This is a genomic window from Bradyrhizobium sp. RDM12 (assembly GCF_051917485.1).
GTDB lineage: Bacteria > Pseudomonadota > Alphaproteobacteria > Rhizobiales > Xanthobacteraceae > Bradyrhizobium.
Genome location: NZ_CM133064.1, coordinates 2845214 through 2866737 on the forward strand (window position 1 = coordinate 2845214; position 21524 = coordinate 2866737).

16 protein-coding genes and 2 pseudogenes are annotated in these 21524 nt (G+C 63.5%); 13 read left to right on the top strand and 5 right to left on the bottom strand.

All coding sequences use genetic code 11. The annotated features are described in order from the left end of the window. Positions 1-176 precede the first annotated feature (176 nt). Positions 177-578, bottom strand: coding sequence for a DUF302 domain-containing protein (locus ACTGJ9_RS13870; protein WP_456677495.1), 402 nt, complete (start codon positions 576-578; stop codon positions 177-179). Positions 579-703: 125 nt separating this feature from the next. Further along, a pseudogene (locus tag ACTGJ9_RS13875) lies at positions 704-2547 on the bottom strand (peptide ABC transporter substrate-binding protein). Positions 2548-2822: 275 nt separating this feature from the next. Between ACTGJ9_RS13875 and ACTGJ9_RS13880 the strand changes: the two are divergent. Then, the gene (locus ACTGJ9_RS13880) at positions 2823-5144 is read left to right on the top strand and encodes a molybdopterin guanine dinucleotide-containing S/N-oxide reductase (RefSeq protein WP_456677496.1); all 2322 of its coding nucleotides are present in this window, start codon (positions 2823-2825) and stop codon (positions 5142-5144) included. Here the strand turns inward: ACTGJ9_RS13880 and ACTGJ9_RS13885 are convergent, their stop codons facing one another. Genes ACTGJ9_RS13885 through ACTGJ9_RS13895 form a run of 3 tightly spaced genes read right to left on the bottom strand, consistent with a single transcriptional unit; the run spans position 5145 to position 7819 of the window. Continuing rightward, positions 5145-6029 carry a polysaccharide deacetylase family protein gene (locus ACTGJ9_RS13885; protein ID WP_456677497.1) on the bottom strand — a complete coding sequence of 295 codons (885 nt, stop codon included), beginning with the start codon at positions 6027-6029 and terminating at the stop codon, positions 5145-5147. A gap of 28 nt (positions 6030-6057) precedes the next feature. Further along, on the bottom strand, positions 6058-7143 hold the full coding sequence (locus ACTGJ9_RS13890; protein ID WP_456677498.1) for an LLM class flavin-dependent oxidoreductase: 1086 nt from the start codon (positions 7141-7143) through the stop codon (positions 6058-6060). A gap of 31 nt (positions 7144-7174) precedes the next feature. Further along, positions 7175-7819: a FadR/GntR family transcriptional regulator gene (locus tag ACTGJ9_RS13895; protein ID WP_456677499.1), complete on the bottom strand. Its 645-nt coding sequence runs from the start codon at positions 7817-7819 to the stop codon at positions 7175-7177. Positions 7820-8003: 184 nt separating this feature from the next. Between ACTGJ9_RS13895 and ACTGJ9_RS13900 the strand changes: the two genes are divergently transcribed. The 12 genes and pseudogenes from ACTGJ9_RS13900 (at position 8004) to ACTGJ9_RS13955 (ending at position 21522) form a co-directional block, all read left to right on the top strand. Further along, positions 8004-9167: a zinc-dependent alcohol dehydrogenase gene (locus tag ACTGJ9_RS13900; protein ID WP_456677500.1), complete on the top strand. Its 1164-nt coding sequence runs from the start codon at positions 8004-8006 to the stop codon at positions 9165-9167. 46 nt (positions 9168-9213) lie between these two features. After that, positions 9214-9657, top strand: a complete 444-nt coding sequence (locus ACTGJ9_RS13905) for a hypothetical protein (RefSeq protein WP_456677501.1) — start codon at positions 9214-9216, stop codon at positions 9655-9657. 30 nt (positions 9658-9687) lie between these two features. Further along, positions 9688-10669: pseudogene (locus ACTGJ9_RS13910) on the top strand (quinone oxidoreductase family protein). Between the two features lie 102 nt (positions 10670-10771). Further along, the gene (locus tag ACTGJ9_RS13915) at positions 10772-11650 is read left to right on the top strand and encodes a branched-chain amino acid ABC transporter permease (protein WP_456677502.1); all 879 of its coding nucleotides are present in this window, start codon (positions 10772-10774) and stop codon (positions 11648-11650) included. Next, positions 11650-12648 (top strand): branched-chain amino acid ABC transporter permease, encoded by a 999-nt coding sequence (locus ACTGJ9_RS13920; RefSeq protein ID WP_456677503.1) that lies wholly within the window; start codon positions 11650-11652, stop codon positions 12646-12648. The genes ACTGJ9_RS13915 and ACTGJ9_RS13920 overlap by 1 nt, the downstream gene beginning before the upstream one ends. After that, positions 12645-13406: an ABC transporter ATP-binding protein gene (locus ACTGJ9_RS13925; RefSeq protein WP_456677504.1), complete on the top strand. Its 762-nt coding sequence runs from the start codon at positions 12645-12647 to the stop codon at positions 13404-13406. The genes ACTGJ9_RS13920 and ACTGJ9_RS13925 overlap by 4 nt, the downstream gene beginning before the upstream one ends. Beyond that, a complete protein-coding gene (locus tag ACTGJ9_RS13930; RefSeq protein WP_456677505.1) occupies positions 13396-14127 on the top strand; it encodes an ABC transporter ATP-binding protein in 732 nt (243 codons plus the stop codon). Before ACTGJ9_RS13925 ends, ACTGJ9_RS13930 begins: the two co-directional genes overlap by 11 nt. Positions 14128-14161: 34 nt before the next feature. Continuing rightward, positions 14162-15433, top strand: coding sequence for an amino acid ABC transporter substrate-binding protein (locus ACTGJ9_RS13935; RefSeq protein WP_456677506.1), 1272 nt, complete (start codon positions 14162-14164; stop codon positions 15431-15433). Between the two features lie 36 nt (positions 15434-15469). Continuing rightward, positions 15470-16390 (top strand): NAD(P)-dependent oxidoreductase, encoded by a 921-nt coding sequence (locus ACTGJ9_RS13940; RefSeq protein ID WP_456677507.1) that lies wholly within the window; start codon positions 15470-15472, stop codon positions 16388-16390. A gap of 10 nt (positions 16391-16400) precedes the next feature. After that, positions 16401-16688, top strand: coding sequence for a DUF1330 domain-containing protein (locus tag ACTGJ9_RS13945; RefSeq protein ID WP_456677508.1), 288 nt, complete (start codon positions 16401-16403; stop codon positions 16686-16688). A 449-nt stretch (positions 16689-17137) separates the two neighbouring features. Further along, positions 17138-18388, top strand: a complete 1251-nt coding sequence (locus ACTGJ9_RS13950; RefSeq protein WP_456677509.1) for an efflux RND transporter periplasmic adaptor subunit — start codon at positions 17138-17140, stop codon at positions 18386-18388. Continuing rightward, positions 18385-21522: an efflux RND transporter permease subunit gene (locus ACTGJ9_RS13955; protein ID WP_456677510.1), complete on the top strand. Its 3138-nt coding sequence runs from the start codon at positions 18385-18387 to the stop codon at positions 21520-21522. The genes ACTGJ9_RS13950 and ACTGJ9_RS13955 overlap by 4 nt, the downstream gene beginning before the upstream one ends. Positions 21523-21524: the final 2 nt, after the last annotated feature.

Consider the following 21524-nt stretch of genomic DNA (forward strand, 5'->3'; position numbering starts at 1 on the left):
GACAATTGCAACGGGGGACACGGCCGGCACAAAAAAGGCCTCGATTGACACCGAGGCCTTCTCAGCATTCCAGATCGAGCCAGAATTAGCCTGTCAAACGACAGAAGTCCAAGACACAGCAGCGCAGCCCAGTTCCGCGCGGCGATCATGTGTCGTCGGTGCGGGCGGCCGTCGCGCTATGGCGCGGCGGCTTTGGTCGCGATCGCATGCAGCGCTCCCGTCATCGCGGTGACGGCCGCCTTGGCGGGTTCGCCAATGCCGTGACGGCCGGCGAGGTAGGCCGGATCGTTGTAGGACAGCCAGGTCGCGCCTCGCTCGTCCTGCCAGACCAGCACCTTCAGCGGCAGGTCGATGCCGACAGTCTGCGCCTGTTGCATCAACGGCGTGCCGCCCTTGGCATTGCCGAAGATGAGAAGGTCAGTCGGCCGCAGCTTCAGGTCGACCGCGATCGCACCGGCGGCATGATCGACGTGGGCAAACACGGTGAGGCCCTTGGCCTTCACCTCCGCCTCGAGCCGCTTCATGGTGTCCGCAGGTCCAAAACTGCTCTTGATCGTGATGAGTCCGTCCGTAGCCATGGCTTGGCCCTCCCATAAACATGTTGCTGCGACCAGAGCAAGGAATGGCCCGAAAACAGGACATTTACCGCACGCCGCGACGATTGCATGTTAGGTTGTGCTAGAAGGAGTGAGCGTTGACGCGCTCACTCCTGCCTTGGTTGCGCTGAGAATGGCGGAGCCGGTTGCTCGGGCGATGGCCGCCAGCTCCGATACCAGCTCGCCACATTCCACGTCGTGACATCCCACCCCGAGATGTCGGTCATGAGGTTGTTGACGGCGCCGCCGGTGATGTAGCGCGACAGCAGCGGCAGGAAGATGTTGGCCTCGCAGAAGATCTCATTGACCTTGATCAGCAGCGCGGCGCGCTTCACCGGATCGAGTTCCTGTTGCGCGGCCTTGTAGGCCTTGTCGGCCTCCGGATCGGACCAGCGCGAGACGTTGCGGCCGAGCCATTTGTTGTCCTTGTTGGCGATCTCCCAGGAGACGCACTGGTTCAGGAACCGCTCCGGATCGGGCTGCGGCATCGTCGTGTTGTACATCTCCATGTCGCAATAGAATTTCGAATAGGTGTCGGGGTTGCCGACGTCGGAGGAGAAGAACACCGATGCGGTGACCGATTTGAGCTCGATCTCGATTCCGGCCTTCTGGCAGGCCTGCTTGATGATGGCCTGCGTCTTCTGACGCGGGGCGTTGATCGAGGTCTGGAATACGTATTTGAGCTTCTTGCTGTCCTTCTCACGGATGCCGTCGGCACCCATCTTCCAGCCGGCCTCATCGAGGATCTTGTTCGCCTTGTCGACATTGAACTCGTAGACCAGCTTGCTCGACTTGAACTGGCGGGGCTGGTTGACGAAGCTTGCGGTTGCGACGGCGCCGCGGCCGTAGATGAATTTCTGGATCCCGTCGCGATCGATCAGCAGGTTGAGCGCCCGGCGCACGGCCGGGTCGGACAGCGTCGGGTGTTTCGCCTTGACGCTGGAACGTTCGCCGTTGACCTCGGTCCACGGGTCCGTGGTATTGAGGATCATGAACTCGACGCCGCCGGAGGTTGTGAACTCTACCTTGCCCTTGCCACCGGCCTCCATGCGCTTGAGGATCTCGTCCTCGACCAGCAGATTCCAGGCATAGTCGTATTCGCCGGTCTGCAGCACGGCGCGCGCCGCAGAGACCGCATCGCCGCCGCCCTTGATCTCGAACGTATCGAAATAGGGCTGGTTCTTGACGTGGTAGTCAGGATTGCGTTCGGCCCGGACCAGATCGCCCGGCTTGAACTCGACGAATTTGTAGGGACCAGTGCCGACCGGCTTCAGATTGCCGGGTGCGTCGCGCGATTTCGCACCAACATACTCGCCAAAATGGTGTTTCGGCAGAATCTGGCCGACCGCGCCGACGAACGGATCGGCCCAGAACGGGGTCGGGGCCTTGAAGGTCACCTTGACGGTGTGGTCGTCGATCTTCTCGACAATGATATCCTTGTAGGATCCCGTGGTGTAGGCCGCGGTGGCGAGATCAGCGGCGTAGGTCCAGGTGAAGACGACGTCGTCGGCGGTGAAGGGCTTGCCGTCATGCCATCGCACCCCCTGCTTCAGCTTCCAGATCACGGTGGTGCCGTCGGCGGAGAGACCGCCATTCGCCTTGGTCGGGACCTCGGCGGCGAGGCAAGGGATGAGATTGCCTTCCTTGTCCCAGCCGGCGAGCGGCTCGAAAAGACGCGCGAGGCGACCTGGTCCTTGGTGCCGAGCGCGAAATGCGGATTGAGCAGCGTCGGCGCCTGCCAGAGCAGAAGCTTGAGCGGACCGCCGCCGCCGGCCTTGGTCGGCTTGTAGGCGAGCGTAGCGTCCGCCATCGCCACGTCGTTCCAGAGCAGGATCTGGCTCGCGACTGGAGCTGCTATCCCGACCGCGGCCATTGTCTGGATGAACGCGCGTCGCGACAGCGTGCCTTGCTTCACCTCCGCGATGAAGCCGCGAATGTGGTTTTCGTCCATCAAATGACCTCCAACCGTCAAACAACAGTCGTCACCGGCGCCCCATCATGTTGCATCAGGGACAAGGCGGCAATGCCGGCAATTTCGGAAAGCCCTGCGGCGAAATAGCGAGCGGGGAACGCGCCGCAGGCCGCCATGCGATCTGCGGGATGCGGCCATGCGCGTGGTTCCAGACTTCGGTAATCCGTTGCCCTCTACCGCGCGCGCGTCACTATATTGGCTCCATAATTGCGACCGGAGCGGCCTGCGCGGCGCTCCGCGACGAGGGCTACGCGATGGACGATACGATTGGCTTCCCCGACCCCGGCCTCGATTTGTCGGATGGATTCAAGCCGCACACCTCGCACTGGGGCGTGTTTTCCGCACGCAACGGCGCTGCCGGGCTGGAGGTGAGGGCCTATGCGGGCGATCCCGATCCGAACGGCATCATCGACAATTTCCCCGGCGCATTGCGTCACCAGGCGCGTATCGCCCAGCCCGCTATCCGCCGCGGCTGGCTCGAGCGCGGGCCCGGTCCCGATAACAGGCGCGGCCGCGACGAATTCGTCTCCGTTAGCTGGGAGAAGGCGCTCGATCTGCTCGGCGATGAGCTGGCGCGCATACGCGATACGCGCGGCCCCGGCGCGGTGTTCGGCGGTTCCTATGGCTGGTCGAGCGCGGGCCGGCTGCATCACGCACAGAGCCAGGTGCATCGCTTTCTCAACATCGCGATGGGCGGCTATGTCCGTTCGGTGAATTCCTATTCCTCGGGCGCGTCCTCGGTGCTGCTGCCGCAGATCATGGCGGGCTACGAGGACATCACAAAGCGCAACGTCACCTGGGAGCAGATCGCGGCCGAGACGGAGATCGTGCTCGCCTTCGGCGGCATGGCGCTGAAGAACTCGATGGTGGCCGGCGGCTCGATCAGCAAGCATGTCGAACGCGGTGCGATGGAAGCGGCGCGGAAGCGCGGCTGCGAGTTCATCCTGATGAGCCCATTGCGGGATGATCTGCCTGTCGAGGCCGGCGCTGAATGGATGACATGCATCCCCGGCACCGACACCGCGCTGATGCTCGGCATGGTCCACACGCTGGTCAGCGAAGGTCTGCATGACCAGGCCTTCCTCGATCGCTACACCGAAGGATGGCCGGTGTTCTTGCGCTATCTCGGCGGCGAGAGTGATGGCCTGGCCAAGGACGCCGCATGGGCCGCCGCGATTTGCGGGGTCGACGCGGACACGATCCGAACGCTGGCGCGTCGGCTTGCCGACAAGCGCGCGCTCATCACCTTCTCGCATTCGCTGCAGCGTGCCGAACATGGCGAGCAGCCGGTTTGGATGGGCATGGTGTTGGCGGCAGCCCTCGGCCAGATCGGCCTTCCCGGCGGCGGCTACGCCTACTCACTGGGCGCGATCGGCTATTACGGCCGCCGCGTCAACGACGTGCCGGGGCCGACGCTCGGGCAGGGCCGCAACGGCGTCCGTGATTTCATTCCGGTGGCGCGCATCGCCGATATGCTGCTCAATCCCGGCAGCACCTATCGCTACAATGGCGAGACGCGCACCTATCCGGATATCCGCCTGGTCTATTGGGCAGGCGGCAATCCGTTCCATCATCACCAGGACATCAACCGCCTGCGCAAGGCGTTTGCAAAAGTCGACACGCTCGTCGTGCACGAGCTTGCCTGGACCGCGACCGCGCGCCACGCCGACATCGTGCTGCCCTCGACCATGACGCTGGAACGCGAGGATATCGGTTATTCCACCAACGATCCCTTGATGGTCGCGATGCACCGCATTGCCGAGCCGTATGGCCTTGCGCGCGACGATTACGATATCTTCGCCGATCTCGCCGATCGCCTCGGCGCCCGCGAGCCCTTCACCGAGGGACGCACGTCGCGAGAGTGGCTGGAGCATCTCTACGAGCCGACCCGCGCCTCGCTCGCCAAGCGCGGCTTGGAGGCGCCGAGCTTCGAGGAGTTCTGGCAGCGCGGCAGCCTGGTCGTGCCGCAGCAGCCCGACGATGGCGGCCGGCTGCGCAGTTTCCGCGAGGACCCGGTGGCACACGCGCTGCCGACGCCGAGCGGACGCATCGAGATTCACTCCGCGAAGATCGCCGGACATGGCGACGCGGATTGTCCGGGCCATCCGGTCTGGCTCGAGAAGAGCGACATGCCGAAACCCGGCGCACCGTGCTTCCTCGTCGCCAACCAGCCGGTGACGCGGCTGCACAGCCAGCTCGACTTCGGCGGCCATTCGCTGGCCGCCAAGCATCGCGGCCGCGAGGTCGCCCGCATGAATCCGCGCGACGCTGACGCGCGCGGCATCAAGGACGGCGACATCATCCGCCTGTTCAACGAACGCGGCGCCTGCCTGGCCGCGGTGCACGTCACCGACGGCATCGCGCCCGGTGTGGTGCAGCTGCCGACCGGCGCCTGGTACGACCCGATGGACCCTGAGGACGACGCGTCGCTCTGCGTCCACGGCAATCCGAACGTGCTGACCCGCGACATCGGTACCTCGTCCTTCGCGCAGGGCTGCACCGGTCAGCTCACGACCGTGGAGGTGGAGAAGTTCACCGGCAATCTGCCGCCGATCCGGGCGTTCGATCCGGTGTAGCTAACCGCGCGCGACCCGCGTCATCTCCGCGCGATACCAGTCGCCGATCTCGCTCGCGGTCATCAGCGCGACGCCGTCATGGCCGATGACGTAATCGAGCAGCTGTTCGAGGTATTTGATCCGGTGCGGAACGCCGGTGATGTAGGGATGGATCGAGATCGCCATCACCCGCGCGTTATCGGCGCCTTCGAGATACAGCCGGTCGAACTGGTCGATGCCGCGCTTCAAAAATTGGTCGGACGGCATATGCTGGAGCGCATGAACGACGATGTCGTTGGTCTCGACCGTATAGGGAATGGTCGTGATCGTGCCGTGCGGCGTTGCGATGTCCTGCGGCAGATCGTCGATCACCCAGTCCGCGACATATTCGATGCCGTTGAGGCGCAAGAGGTCGAGCGTTTCCTCGGTCTCGGTCAGGCCCGGGCTCTCCCATGAGCGGGGCGCGCGTCCGGTGAAGTTGGCGATGGTCTCGACCGAGCGCTTGATCGCATCGGCCTGATCGGGAAGCCTGTGCATAGGGCCTTGCATGAAGCCGTGGCCCATGAACTCGAATCCGGCCTCGCGCGCGGCGGAGGCGACGCGCGGATAGGCGTTGCAGACGTCGGCATTCGCGGCCAGCGTGACCTTCATGTTGCGATCCGTCAGGGCCTTGAATTGGCGCCAGAAGCCGGCGCGCATGCCGTACTCGTGCCACGACCAGTTCGGCACGTCGGGCAGCAGCGGCTGGCCCATCGGCGGGCTCAAGACGACGCGCGGCATCGCGTTCTCGATCCGCCATTCCTCGACGTTGAGGATCACCCACACCGCGAGGCGCTTGCCGTTCGGCAGCTGAAGCTTCGGCCGGTCGATCAGGGCCTGATAGGGAATGCGGTCACTGAGAGCCATCGTGAGCCTCCTGCCTTAAAAGCTGAAACTATTTTGTGCCGGCGGTGACGCGCGCCATCACCTGCTCGGCCATCAGGATCATCGAGCGGCGGCCGAGTTCGTGGTCGCGCCAGTCCTTGCCGGCATAGAGCAGCGTGCCGAACTCGCCGACCTCCTCCTGAAACGCCAGGATCTGGTCGGCGACGCTGTCGGGCGTGCCGTAGATGATCAGCTTGTCGCAGACGGATTCGAGCGTGACCTCGTCATCCGGCTGGTCGCGCCGTGTCTTGAACAGCTCGATGCGCCCGTTGCGCTTCAGCTTGGTGAAGAGCGAGCGGTAGTAATACACGTAAGGGCTGTCGGGATCGGTGGCGTAAGCCTTGGCGGTCGCCATGTCGTTCGCCACAAACACGCTCTTGGCCACGCGCCAATTGCCGGGATCGACCGTCCTGCCGACGCGCTCGCAGCCCTCGACATATTTCGGCCAGTGGCTCTTCACCCACCTCGGCATCAGAAAGTTGGCCGAGATCGGATCCCAGCCGCGCGCGGCCGCCTCGGTGACGCCTTTGGAGAACGGCGCGACGGCGGTGACGACGATCGGCGGATGCGGCCGCTGCAAGGGGCGGGCGATGAAACCCTGGCCGATGTCGGCCATCAGCGTCTTCTCGGTCGTGATGTTCCAGAACTTGCCCTCGATGTTGTAGGGCGGCTCGCTCGCCCAGATTTGCAGCACCTGGTTGATCGCCTCGAGGAACATGGCGTTGCGATCGCGTTCGAGGGTGCCGAACAGCTCGGCATCCGAGAGCAGGCCGCCCGGGCTGATTCCGAAGATCAGGCGGCCGTCAAGCATGTGGTCCAGCATCGCGATGGTGGCGGCGACGGTGGCCGGATGCACGTTCGGCATGTTGACGGTACCGGTCCCGAGCTTGATCTGTTTCGTCGCAGCCGCAATCCAGGCCAGGAATGCGACGCAGGAGGTGATGTTCTCGGCCTGGTCGGTGACGTGCTCGCCGACATAGGCCTCGCTGAAGCCGAGCTCGTCGGCGAGCAGGAATGCCTCACGATCCTCCTGCAGGGACTGTCGCCAGTCCTTGTCCAGCGGATGGATCGGCATCGTGAAGAAGCCCAGTTTCATGGCCGGCACCTTTATTGTTGTTGTGGAGAACTCAGGCCTGCGTTCCCATCAGCTTGTTCACGGTGGTTCGCAAATGCCTGCGCATCGCCTCCATCGCGCGCATGCGATCGCGCTGCTCGATCGCATCGATCAGTGCGTCGTGCTCGGCAAAGGAGGAATAGTCCTCCGGCGGACGCTCCGGCCTGGTATCGAGCCATCGCCACACCACCGCGCGCCGGACGTCGTCGACGGTCCGATGGATTGCCGACAGCAACGGATTTCCGGTCGCTTCCGCGATCAGCCGGTGCAGCCGCCCGTCCAGCGTCTCGTAGTCCTTCCACGTCTCGGCCTCCCGCATCTGCCGCGCCAGCGCGCGCATGCCCTCGATCTGCTTGAAAGTGGCGTTGACCGCGGCAAGGCTTGCGATCTCCGGCTCCAGCACGAGCCTTGCCTCCATCGCATTGCGCGGACTTGTGCTGTCGCGCAGCGCGTCGAGATTGGCGCTGCCGTTGTCCGTGGGCGCGCGGACGAATGTGCCGCGCCCGACCTCGCGCGAGAGGCGCCCGTCCAGCTCGAGACGCGCGAGCGCCTTGCGGATCTCGTTGCGCGAAACGCCGAACTGCGCCGCGAGTTGTCGCTCTGGAGGAAGGCGCGTGCCGGGTCCGCCTTCAGTCAATCGAGCCAACAAATCGAACACCGCTCAATCCCCTCGCAACCAATATCAACCAATCTCCATTTAACGCGCGCGGTGTTCACAAATGCAAGACCAAAACGATCAAGTCGAAAGTTTGGCGTTGACTTCCGTGCATTTGAGGGCGAGGCTTCAACCAATCAAAAAGCCAATTGTAAAATTGGTTAACCAATGGGCGAGGATCGTTGCGATGGTCGAGTCTGCCAGCGTTCGCACGTCAACCGACATGCCGATTCCCGACAGGATGAAGGCCTGGGTGCTGGGCGACCCCGGCCAGCTGCGTCTTGCCGAAAAGCCGGTGCCGATGCCGAAGCGCGCGGAGGTGCTGGTGCGCATCGATGCGGTCGCGATCTGCGCAACCGATCTGGAGATCATCGAGCACGGTACGCCGGCGCTGATCCAGGGCGGTCCGCCCTTCAACAAAAACTTCACGCCGGGTCACGAATACATGGGCACGGTCGCCGCGCTCGGTCCGGGCGTCGACGAATACAAAATTGGCGAGCGCGTCACGGTCGAGATCCATGCCGGCTGCGGCCAGTGCAAGCGGTGTCGGCAGGGCATGTACACCTCCTGCCACAACTACGGCCTGAACTACGGCGATGTCGACAAGGGCCATCGCGCCAACGGCTTCACCACCGACGGCGGCTTCGCCGAATATGCCGTCAACCACATCAATACGCTGTCGCGCGTGCCCGACGACATGAGCGACGAGGAGGCGACATTGGTCGTCACCGCCGGCACCTCGATGTACGGCCTCACCGAGCTCGGCGGCCTCGTCGCCGGCGAGAGCGTCATCGTGACTGGACCCGGCCCGATCGGCCTTCTCGCAGTGGCGGTTGCCAAGGCGCTCGGCGCGAGCCCGGTGATCCTGTCGGGCACCCGCGACGCCCGCCTTGCGATCGGCACCAGGCTCGGCGCCGATCGCGTCGTCAACGTGCGTAACGAGGATCTCGTCTCTGTCGTCAAGGAGATGACGGGCCGCGGCGCCGATTATGTCGTCGAATGCGCCGGCACCGACACGGCGATCAACGAAGCCGCCAAGATGGTCAATCGCGGCGGCAAGATCTGCCTCGCGGCATTTCCGCACGAGCCGGTGCTTGCCGACATCGGTGCTCTCGTGAAGAACAACATCTATGTCTACGGTATCCGCGGCGAAGGCAAGAGCGCCACCCATCGCGCCATGGCGCTGATGGCGGCCAAGCGGTTCGACGCCACGCTGATCCATACCCACACATTTCCGCTCGCGGATCTGCCGATGGCGCTGCACTACGCGCGCAATCGCATCGACGACGCCATCAAGGTCGTCGTCAAGACCCACGGTGCGGTGACCCAGACCAGGAAGGAAGTGGCGTGACGACGCCACCCTATGGCCACTGCTAGCATCTGGAAGGAAAACGCTCATGTCGGACTCAAATCCCCGCGCTCACTGGCCCGTCGAAGTGCAGCGCGAATACGAAGAGGGGCGTAACAGCGGCTGCGTCGGCAGCGTGCTGGTGTCGGAGACTGATCGCGTGCGCGTCTGGCACCTGTCGATTGCGCCGGGCAAGCGCTGCGGCTTCCATCGCCATGTGCTGACCTATTTCTGGACGGCGCACAATCCGGGCAAGGCGCGCGGCTATTTCGAGGACGGCCGCATCGTCGATGTCGAGCACTACAAGGGCGAGACCAGGCATCTCGCCTTCGGCGCCGGCGAATACATGGTGCATGCGGTCGAGAACATCGGCACCACGGAGCTGCTGTTCACGACCGTCGAGTTCCTCGACAGCGCCAACAAGCCGCTGACGGTGCCCGACAGCGTGCGGCTGGCGATACCGCAAGGCGCCGACATCAAGATGGCATCATAGCCGGGCAGGTTCGGCACACGGGAATTCGGTATGGGTACGAAAGCCAAGGCAATTCGCATGACCGCGCAGGGCGGTCCTGATGTCCTGAAGCTGGAGACGGTCGAGTTGACCGCGCCCGGCAAGGGCGAGGTCCTGATGCGGCAGACCGCAATCGGCCTCAATTTCATCGACGTCTATTTTCGCGACGGCTCCTACGCGCTGGATCTCCCGGCTGGGCTCGGCGCGGAAGCCGCGGGCGTGGTCGAGGCCATTGGCGAGGGTGTGACCGAGTTCAAGATCGGCGACCGCGTCGCTTATGGTGGCTCGGCGCCGGGCGCTTATGCGACCCACCGGCTGATGCCGGCTGCGCGGCTCGTTCCTATTCCGCAATCCGTGAGCGACGAAGCCGCCGCAGCCGTGCTGATGAAGGGCATGACGGCGGAATACCTGCTGAATCGGTGCGTTCCGGTCAAGCCGGGTCAGCAGGTGCTGTTCTACGCGGCCTCGGGCGGCGTCGGCCTGATCGCCGGCCAATGGGGCAAGCATCTCGGCGCCCGCATGATCGGCGTGACCAGCGGTGGAAAGAAAGCGGAACTCGCGCTCGCGCACGGCTACGATGCCGTGATCGATCGTAAGAGCGAACGGATTCCAGAGCGGGTAAAGGCGCTGACCGGCGGCAAGGGTGTCGCGATCGCCTATGATTCCGTCGGCAAGGACAGTTTTGAGGCCACGCTCGCCTCGCTCGCGCCGCGCGGGTTCTTCGTCACCTTCGGCGCCACCACAGGCGCGCCGCCGCCCCTCGAGGCGGTATTGCTCCAGAAGAACGGATCTCTATTACACGCGGCCGACGCTTGCGACCTACATCGCCGCACGCGAGGATCTGGTAGCATCGGCCGCTGCCGTGTTCGATCTGGTCGGAAGGGGCGTCATCAAGCCGATGATCGGGCATCGCTATGCACTGTCCGATGCGGCGACGGCGCACCGTGATCTCGAGGCCGGATCGACAAGGGGATCGTCGCTGCTGATACCCTGATTTTTCTGATGGAGGCGGAAAGCTGCCGCTTTCGTGCGACCTGCTAAAAACGAAGACAAGAATTTCGGTTGCGTGCGTAAACAGGAGGAGGGCCGGGAGCGGATGGGTCAAGTCGCAGGATTGTTGCTCGATTCCATCGTATCCGGCATTCTCGTCGGTGGCTTCTACGCTGCCATGGCGGTCGGCATCTCGATCGCCTTCGGCATGCTCGGGATCAGCAACATTGCGCATCCGGCCCTCATCCTGCTCGGATCGTTCATCGTCTATGTGCTGAATTCCCGGTTCGGCTGGGATCCGATCCTCGTGGGTGTGCTCGCGACCGTTCCGTTCTACGTCCTCGGCACGTTGCTCTACACCGCCTATGAGTTCGCCTTCGAGCGGCGCGGCACGCAATTGATCCGAGGCCTTGCGTTCTTCTTCGGCCTGCTCTTCATCACCGAGGTCGGCCTACAGCTGATCTTCGGTGTCGATTACCGTCTGGTCGAGGCGCCCTACATCGGGCCGTCCTACAATTTCGGGCCGGTCTCGCTGCCGGTCAGGATGCTGATTCCGTTCCTGGCGTCGGTCTTGCTCCTGATCGGCCTGCAGCTGTTCTTCACGCGGACCTTCACCGGGCGTGCCATCATGGCGGTGGCGCAGGACAAGTTCGCGCTGCAACTGATGGGCGCAGCCCCCGTTCGCATCAAGCGCATTGCCTTTGGCCTCTCGACGGCGACCGCGGCGATGGCCGGCTCCTTCCTCATCATTCTCCAGCCGGTCGAACCGTCGATGGGCCGCGATTATATCGGGAGAATTTTTGCGATCTGCGTTCTCGGCGGCATCGGCTCCTTGCCGGGCACTTTCATCGCGGCCGTGATCGTGGGCGTGGCGGAGAGCATCACCGCGACCTTCTACGGTCCGTCATGGTCGCCCGCGATCGCATTCGGCTTCCTGCTGATCGCGTTGGTGGTCAGGCCGGCCGGCCTGTTCGGGAGAGCTTGATGTCGAACGGGCGCTTCATCCTGCTCGCCTGCATGGTCGGCGTCGCGCTGGTCGCAGCCAGCACGTTCGTGACGAACGAATATTATGTGTTCGCCGCGTACTTCGTCCTTCAGTACGTCGTGCTGGCGACCGCCTGGAATATCCTCGGCGGCTATGTCGGTTACGTTAATTTCGGTACCACCGCGTTCCTCGCCATCGGCCTCTATAGCGCAGCCGCCTTGAACAAATGGCTCGACCTGCCGATTCCCATCCTCATTCCCATCGCAGGTGTGCTCTGCGGCGGCGTCGGCCTTGCCATGGGCTATCTCACGATCCGGCTGCGCGGCGTCTACTTCACCATCGCGACGCTGGCGCTCTCGGTCGTGGTCCAGACCTTCATCACCAACTGGGACTATGTCGGCGGCTCGCGCGGCATCTACATCATGAGGCCGACCGACCTTCCGGTGTTCGGCAATTATGTTGCTTATCTCTTCTTCCTGATGACGGTGCTCGCGGTCGCTTCCGTCGTCATCGCGCGGGTGATCGAACGCTCGACCTTCGGCTTCGGCCTTGCGGCCATACGCGACGATGAGACGGCGGCCGCCGCATCCGGCGTTCCGGTGCTGCGGCTGAAGCTGGTCGCTGCCGCCATCAGCGGCGCCCTGATGGGCATGGCCGGCGCGCCGCTGCCGTTCTATTTGACCTATGTCGAGCCGACCTCCTCGTTCAGTCTCGCCTATACCGTCAACAGCGTCGCGATGCCGCTGGTCGGCGGCACCACGAGCTGGCTCGGTCCCGTAATCGGCGCTGTCCTGCTCGGCACCATGCAGCAGGCCATGACGGTCTTGATTTCGTCGTCGGTCAATCTGCTCGTTGTCGGCGTGCTGCTCGTGATCTTCGTGATCGCCGCGCCGAACGGAATTCTGGGGCTGATCCGCTCCATGGGCGGCAAGAAGCCGGACCCCGAGACAAATCCTCTCGCCGCGATGCTTGTCACCGAGAAGCGGAGCAGCCAATGACGATCGACGCGAGCGCGACAACGAACGAGCTGATTTTGGATGCGCGGGGCATCACCAAGCGCTTCGGTGGCTTCGTCGCGCTCAACAATGTCGATCTCGCGGTGCGGCCCGGCGAGAGACTTGGGCTGATCGGACCCAATGGATCAGGGAAGAGCACGCTGACCAACTGTCTGTGCGGCGCGCTGAAGACGGACGGCGGCTCGATATCGTTCGCGGGCAGGGCGATCGACAATCTCTCGTCCTATCAGCGCGCACGGCTCGGACTTGGCCGCAGCTTTCAGCTGCCGCGGCCGTTTCACAGCCTGTCCCTGCTCGACAATCTCCGCATCCCGCTCGTCTATGCCGTCAATGCACGCGGCGGCGCGCATCTGACCGAGCAACAGATCCGCACGCGCAGCACGAACCTGCTCGGCGAGTTCGGCCTCGGCAGCAAGCTGCATCGGCTGCCGGGCGATTTGACCCAGGTCGAGATGCGCAAGCTCGAACTGGCGCGCGCCATGGCGACGGACCCGACACTGCTGGTGTCCGACGAGGCTCTGGCGGGCCTGTCGCATTCGGAGGTCGACGAGATCCTGGCGCTGCTGCGCGCGCTGAACAAGCGCGGCGTCGCCGTGATCTTCATCGAGCACATCATGCGCGCGGTGATGGCGTTCTCCGAGCGCCTGGTGGTGCTCGTGGCCGGCGAGAAAATCGCGGACGGTACGCCGAACGACGTGATCGCCGATGAACGGGTGATAGGGGCGTATCTTGGCCAGTAGCATTCGCATCGACAACATCAATGCCGGCTACGGAGCGGTCCGCGTCCTGCACAACGTGTCCATGAACGTCGCCCCGCGCGAGACGGTGACCCTGCTCGGCACCAACGGCAACGGCAAGAGCACGCTGATCAAGACCATCATGGGCGTGGTGCGGCCGAGCTCGGGACGCATCGTGGCGACCATCGACGGCAAGGACCACGACCTGATCGGCAAGGAGACCGAGGAGATCATCGACCTCGGCGTGGCGCTGGTGCCGGAGGGACGGCGGCTGTTTCCGCGCCTCACGGTCGAGGAGAATCTGCTGCTTGGTGCCTACCGTCCGACGGCGCGGGCACGGCTGAAGGACAACATGGCCTATTGCTATGAGGCCTTCCCGCGGCTTGCAGAGCGCCGCGCGCAGCTCGCCGGCACGATGAGCGGCGGCGAGCAGCAGATGTTGGCGCTGGCGCGGGCGCTGATGTCGGCGCCGAGCATTTTGATCGTCGACGAGCCGTCGGTTGGGCTCGCGCCGTTGTTCGTCAGCCGAACCATCGACATGATCGCGCAGCTGAAGGAGCGCTATCACCTGACTGTGCTGATGGCGGAGCAGAATTTCACGCAAGCGATGCGGATCGCCGACAAGGGCTATGTGATCGTTCACGGCGAGATCGCCTTCCGCGGCGAAAGCGCGGAGGAGATGCGGCAGAGCGACCTGATACGACAGCATTATCTCGGCATGTAGAACTCAAATATAAAGCAGGGAGGAAGACGTGAGGATGTTTCGGCTGAATGGTTCGAGGGGCGTCATGCTGGCGCTCTCGACAATAATTGCCGCGTGTGCGTTCACCGGCACCGCGCGCGCGGCGGATCCGATCAAGATCGGCTTCGGCATACAATTGACGGGACCGCTCGCCGGCAACGGCAAGGCCGCGCTGCTTGGTGCGCAAATCTGGGCCGACGAGGTCAACAAGGCCGGCGGTCTGATTGGCCGGCGGGTCGAGCTCGTGCCTTATGACGACCAGAGCAATCCCGGGCTCGTGCCCGGCATCTATTCCAAGCTGCTCGACGTCGACAAGGTCGACCTGCTGCTGTCGAACAACACCAACCAGACCGCACCGGCGATGCCGACGATCATCCAGCACAAGCGGCTGATCATGGGCATGTTCGCGCTCGCCATCAACGAGCAGTTCAAATATCCCGGCTATTTCCAGATCCAGCCCTATGGTCCGAACGGCAAGGACTCGCTGACCCGCGGCTTCTTCGAGAATGCGATCGCGATGGATCCGAAGCCGACCACGGTGGCGTTGGTCGGGGCGGATGCGGAATTCTCCAAAAATGCGCTGGAAGGCGCCCGCATGCAGGCCAAGCGGCTCGGCCTTACCGTCGTCTACGACAAGGTCTATCCGCCGACGACGGTGAATTTCACGCCGGTGCTGAAGGCGCTGCAGGCGACGTCGCCCGACCTGGTGTTCGTCGCGTCTTATCCGTCCGATACGGTCGGCATCATCCGCACGGCGCACGAGATCAATCTCGAGCCAAAGGTGTTCGGCGGCGCCATGGTCGGCACCCAATATGCCGCGATCAAGCAGCAGCTCGGCGAGGCGCTGAATGGCGTCGTCTCCTTCGAACAGTATATCCCCGAGCCGACCGTCAAATTCCCGGGAATCGAGGACATGCTGAAGAAGTACCAGGCCAAGGCGGCGGAGGTCGGCGTCGACGCGCTCGGCTATTACGTGCCGGCGTTCGTCTATTCAGCGCTCCAGGTCCTGGGCGAAGCCGTGACCAAGACCGGCGGCGTCGATCAGCAGAAGCTGATCAGCTACATCCACGGCAACACGTTCCAGACCGTGGTCGGCGATATCGCCTTCGGTCCTGACGGCGAGTGGGTCGAGCCGCGCATGTTCGCGGTGCAGTTCCGCAACATCAAGGGCAACGATATCCAGCAGTTCACCCAGGCCGGCAAGGAAGTGATCATCTTCCCGCCGAAGTACAAGTCCGGCGATCTGGTCTATCCCTTCGCCAATGCCCAGAAGGCCGCGCAGAACTGAAGCCGGGTTCCGCATCAAAACAAGAAACGAGACGTCATGACTGAAACGATCGGCATGCTCGGCATCGGAATCATGGGCTCCGCCATGGCGGGGAACCTGATAAGGGCCGGCTTTGCCGTGGTCGGCTACGATCCCGTGCCGGCGGCACGGGATCGTCTTTCCGACATGGGCGGCAAGGCGCTGTCGTCGCCGAAGGATGTGGTTGAGGCCGCCGCGATCAGCTTTGCTTCGCTGCCTGGCAGCGCTGCGCTCACGGAGGTCGCAGCCAGCGTCGCCGCTGCGAGTGGCTCTGGACAGATTGTGATTGAATGCTCGACGCTGCCGCTCTCCGCCAAGCGTGAGGCGTGCGCCGTGATGGAGAGCGCTGGCAAGATCTTGCTCGATTGCCCCGTCAGCGGCACCGGCGCGCAGGCCGCAACCGGGGATCTCGTGATCCTCGGCAGCGGCGACGAGCTGGCGTTCAAGCGCTGCGGGCCGGCCTTCGCCGGGATGTCGCGGCGGCAGGTTTATCTCGGCCGGTTCGGCACCGGCAGCATCATGAAATACATTGCCAATCATCTGGTGACGATCCACAACGCCGCGGCAGCGGAAGCGATGCTGCTCGGCATGAAGGCCGGGATCGATCCCGGCCTGGTCTACGATACGCTTGCCGACAGCGCCGGGACATCGCGCATGTTCCAGATGCGCGGGCCGCTGATGCGCGACGAGAACTACGACAATCCGACCGCGACCATTCGAACGCATCTAAAAGATCTCTCCATCATCTCAGGCTTCGCCACCGAGCTCGGATGCACGCTGCCGGTCTACGCAGCCGCTGTACAGCTCTATCACGCCGGCGAGGCGCTCGGCTTTGCGGCGCGCGATACGGCGTCGATCTGCGCGGTGCTGGAGCACATGAACGGTTTCGACCGTCACAGCGGCGCAGACGCGCCCACACTTTCGTCCTCCCAATCGTAAAGGAAGAGCCATGTCTGCCTATTGGTGCGCACGCGTTCACGTGACCGATCCCGAAACTTACGGGAAGTACGCCGCTCTCGCCGGGCCGGCGATCGAGAAGCATGGCGGCGTGTTTCTCGCGCGCGGCGGCAAGCAGGTGATCCTCGAGGGCGGCAATTACGAGCGCAGCATCGTCGCGCGCTTCCCGAGCCTCGATGCCGCCGTGAAATGCTACAACTCGCCCGAATATTCCGAGGCGCTCAAATACACCATTGGGACTGCAGAGCGCCACATGGTGGCGGTCGAGGGACTTGATTAGACCGTGTTGAAGGAAACTGGACCGTCGCCTGACAGCAGGTTCAGGCGACGGTCCAGTGCGAACTCAGCGAACTTGGGGAAGTTGCAAGGACGCGCGCAGACGCTAACCCGGCCGTCGAGGGCATATCAAGTTTCGCTGTGTTGCAACGGCGAGAGATTCATTGCCAAAGTTCACCCGCGCAAAATGCCGCCTGAGATTTGGGTGCTTCGCCGCGCCTCTCCGACTAGTAAAGTCAACGAAATTTGACAAATTGTTATCTCGCGGGAAAGGCTCATCGGCTGAGATGCCGATGCGCGCCAACCGTGAATTAAGTCGCGCCGGACCGGTTCCCGAGAAAGTGAACCGGCCCTTGAAACGGGAGCTTGGGCGCGCGAGCCCGTTTCCGACTATTGCGTCCCTGCCGGCGGTTTGCGAGCATGTCTCCCGGTTAGACCGGGAGTCACGGCGGCATGAGCACGAAGATGACGATCAATCGGGTTGCCGGTGCTGTCGTGATCGGAATGGCCTCGCTAGGTGTGCTCAGCCCGGCGAAGGCGCAGACGGGCCAAGCCGCGCCACCGGCGGTTGGCGTGATGGAAACGGTCAATCGGCCCGTTACCCAATCGAACGAGTTTTTGGGGCGCATCGAATCGCCAAATCGCGTCAGCGTGGTTGCCCGCGTGACCGCCTTCCTGGAGAAGCGCAATTTTGTCGAGGGCGCCGAGGTAAAGACCGGCGATTTGCTGTACGAACTTGAGCGTGGCCCGTTCGAGGCGGACCTTGCGGCCAAGAAGGCCCAAGTCGCCCAGTTGCAGGCGACGCTCGCCAACGCCAAGCTGACGACGGAACGTGCAAGGACATTGTTGGGCGGCCCGGCGGGCCAGCAGTCGACTTACGATGCTGCGGTCGCCAATCAGCAAAGCCTCGAAGCCCAGGTCCAGGGCGCACAGGCGCAGGTCGATCTGTCGCAAATCAACCTCGATTACACCCAGATCCGGTCGCCGGTTGACGGCATGATCGGCCGCACGGCGGTGACGCAGGGCAACGTCGTTTCGCCGAGTTCGGGCGTGCTGACCACAATCGTCAGTCAGGATCCGATGTACGTGGTCTTCCCGGTGTCCGTGCGCGAGGCCCTGACCTTGCGCGACCGCTATGTGACGCGCGGCGGGTTCAAGGCGGTTGTGATCCGGATCCGATTGTCGGACGGTCGCCTTTACGAGCAGACCGGCCAGCTCGATTTCGTCAACAACACCATCGCCCAGAATACCGATACAATCGCGCTGCGCGGCACGATTCCAAATCCGCCACTCTATGAGCGGTCTTCGACCCAGGGCTCCGTACGCGAACTGACCGATAATGAGTTTGTCACGGTCCTTCTGGAGGGCGTCGAACCGGTCGAGGTTTTGGCGATTCCCCGCGCGGCGGTGCTCTCCGACCAGCAGGGTGATTACGTCTACGTGGTCGGTGACGACAACAAGGCCGAGCAGCGGCGTGTTCAGCTTGGACAGTCCACCTCGACCGTCGCCTCGATTACGTCTGGCCTCAAGCTTGGTGAAAAAGTCATCGTCGAAGGTCTCCAGCGGGTGCGGGTAGGACAGCCTGTATCGCCCGGCCCGGCGAGCGCATTGTTGCAATCCAGCATGAAGGCGACTGCGGACGATGCCGGCGGCCAGAAGGCCAGCAACGGCATTGGGCCGAAGCCGAAGGGCAATGCCCCATGATCTCGTCCGTCTTCGTCGACCGCCCGCGGCTTGCGATCGTCATCGCGTTCGTGATCACGATTGCGGGCGCGCTCGCGCTGCTGCAGATTCCGGTGGCGCAATTCCCCGATATCGTGCCGCCGCAAGTGACCGTCAGCGCCAATTTCCCCGGCGCGTCGGCCGAGGTCGTGGAGTCCAGTGTCGCGCAGCCGCTCGAGGCGCAAGTCGTCGGCGTCGACAAGATGCTCTATATGAAGTCGACCAGCGGCAACGACGGCAGCTATACGCTGACCGTGTCGTTTGCGCTCGGCAGCAATCCAGACATCAATACGGTCAACGTCAACAACCGGGTGCAGAGCGCGCTTGCGCAGCTTCCGACGGAGGTCCAGGCACAGGGCCTGACCGTGCAGAAAAAATCCTCCGCGGTGCTTCAGTTCCTCGTGCTTTACAGCAACAACGGTGCGCAGGACCCGCTGTTCATCACCAATTATGCAATCATCAACGTGCTGGACGCGATCTCACGGACGCCGGGCGTCGGCCAGGCGACGCTGTTTGCCAGACTGAATTATTCGATGCGGATCTGGTTCGATACGCAACGCTTGACCAGCCTCAATCTCGCACCCTCCGACGTAGTTGCGGCAATCCGCGCGCAAAGCGTTCAGGCTCCGGTCGGCCGTATTGGCGCACGCCCGATCAGCGACGAGCAGCAATTCCAGTTCAACGTGCAGACGCAGGGGCGCCTCACGACCTCGACCCAGTTCGGCAACATCGTGCTGCGGGCCAACACGGACGGATCGGTGCTGCGCATTAAGGATGTTGCCCGGGTCGAGATCGGCGCCCAGAACATGGACAGCGAATCCCGCATCGACGGTAATCCCGGTGTGCCAATCGGCATCTATCTGGCGCCGGGCGCCAACGCGGTGACGACGGCGAAAGCGGTGCAGGATACCTTGACCAAGGCGTCGGCCCGCTTTCCGCCGGGCCTGAGCTATCTCGTCCAGTACGACTCCACGACCTTCGTGTCCGACACGGTCAAGGAGGTGCTGAAGACGCTCGGCGAGGCCTTCGTTCTCGTTGTGATCGTCGTGTTCCTGTTTCTCGGGAATTTGCGCGCGACGATCATTCCTGCGGTTGCGGTGCCGGTCAGCCTGATTGGCGCCTTTGCCGTGCTGCTTGCGCTCGGCTACTCCGCCAATACCGTATCTCTGCTCGCGATGGTGCTTGCGATCGGCATCGTGGTCGACGATGCAATCGTCGTGGTCGAGAACGTCGAACGGGTGATGGAGGAAGAGCCCGATCTCTCTCCCGCGGACGCAACCAAGAAGGCGATGAGCCAGATCACGGCTCCGATCATTGCGATCTCGCTCGTCCTGCTGTCGGTGTTCGTCCCGATCGCCTTTATTCCCGGCATCTCCGGAACGCTGTTCCGGCAATTCGCGGTGACGATCAGCGCGGCCATGGTCATCTCCGCCCTGAACGCATTGACCTTGTCGCCGGCGCTGTGCGCGGTGTTCCTGCGCCATACCGGGCCACGCCACGGCATCATGGGCCGCGTGCTTGGCGGCATCGACTGGGTTCGCGACCGCTATGCCGGCGTCGTGGGCCGGCTGCTGCGGGTGTCCGTGTTGTCGCTGGTTGCGGTGCTGGTGTTCGCCGGCGGCATTTTCGGCGTCGCGAAGATTACGCCGACGGGATTCCTGCCCGAGGAAGATCAGGGGGCGTTCTTCATCGCCGTGCAATTGCCCGACGGCGCCTCGGTGGCACGCACCAGCCAGGTCGCCAAGCAGGTTGAGGACCTGCTGAAAAAGATGCCCCAGATCGACCACGTGCTCGCGATCATCGGCTTCTCGTTGCTCGACGGCGGCAACGAGCCGAACGCAGCCTTCATCGTCGCGCGTATGAAGCCGTTCGCGGATCGTCAGGCGGCAACCGATACAGTGCAGGCCACGATCCGGCGGACATTCGTGGAGGGCGCGCAAATTCGTCAGGCCAACATCCTGCCGTTTAACCTGCCTCCGATCATAGGTCTGTCGACCTCGGGCGGATTCGAGTATCAGCTCGACGCGCTCGAAGGTCAGGATCCGGCCGCGCTCGGCAGTGCGATGGGCGGGCTGGTCGGCGCCGCCAACCGAGATCCGCGGCTGACCCGTGTGTTCTCGACCTTCACCGCGACCAACCCGTCGATCTTTCTCGACATCGATCGGGCCAAGGCCCAGGCCCTCGGCCTCAACATGAGCGACGTTTTCACGGCGCTTCAGGCCACGCTCGGCGGCATCTACGTCAACAACTTCAATTTGTTTGGCCGCACCTGGCAGGTCAACGTGCAGGGCGAGGCCGGCAATCGCGGCGACATTCCTGATATCTGGCAGATCTATGTGCGCAATGCGACCGGCGAGATGGTGCCTATCCGTTCAATCGCGAGCCTGAGGATCGTTACCGGACCGCAGGTCATCACCCGCTACAACAACTATCGCTCGGTGACGATCAATGGCGGGCCAGCGGCCGGCGTCTCCTCGGGAACGGCGATTGCGGCCATGGAGGAGTTGTCGAAATCGACCTTGCCGGCCGGCTACTCCTATGAGTGGACCGGGACGGCCTATCAGGAGCAGGCCGCCTCCGGGCAGACCGGGATCATCCTCGGCCTCGCGGTGCTGTTCGCCTATCTCTTCCTGGTGGCGCTGTACGAGAGTTGGACCATCCCGGTGCCGGTGCTGCTGGCGGTTACGGTCGGCGTGCTCGGCTCCTATCTCGCCATCAAGGTTGCCGGCCTCAATCTCGATCTCTACGGCCAGATCGGCCTCGTGGTGCTGATCGCCCTCGCGGCCAAGAACGGCATCCTGATCGTCGAGTTCGCCAAGGAGCAGCGCGAAGCCGGTCGGTCGGTGGTGGACGCGGCGGTGTTGGGCTCGCAGATGCGCTTTCGTGCCGTCATGATGACTTCGATCGCCTTCATCCTCGGTCTGGTGCCGTTGGTGGTCGCGACCGGCGCCGCCGAGATTAGCCGCAGGGCCGTCGGCACGGCGGTGTTCGGGGGCATGCTCGCGGCGAGTTCGATCGGCATTTTTCTGGTGCCGATGCTCTACGTGACATTCCAGAACTGGCGAGAAGCCGCAAAGCGGCTGTCGAGCAGGAAACAATCGTCGGAAAAAGCCTAGCG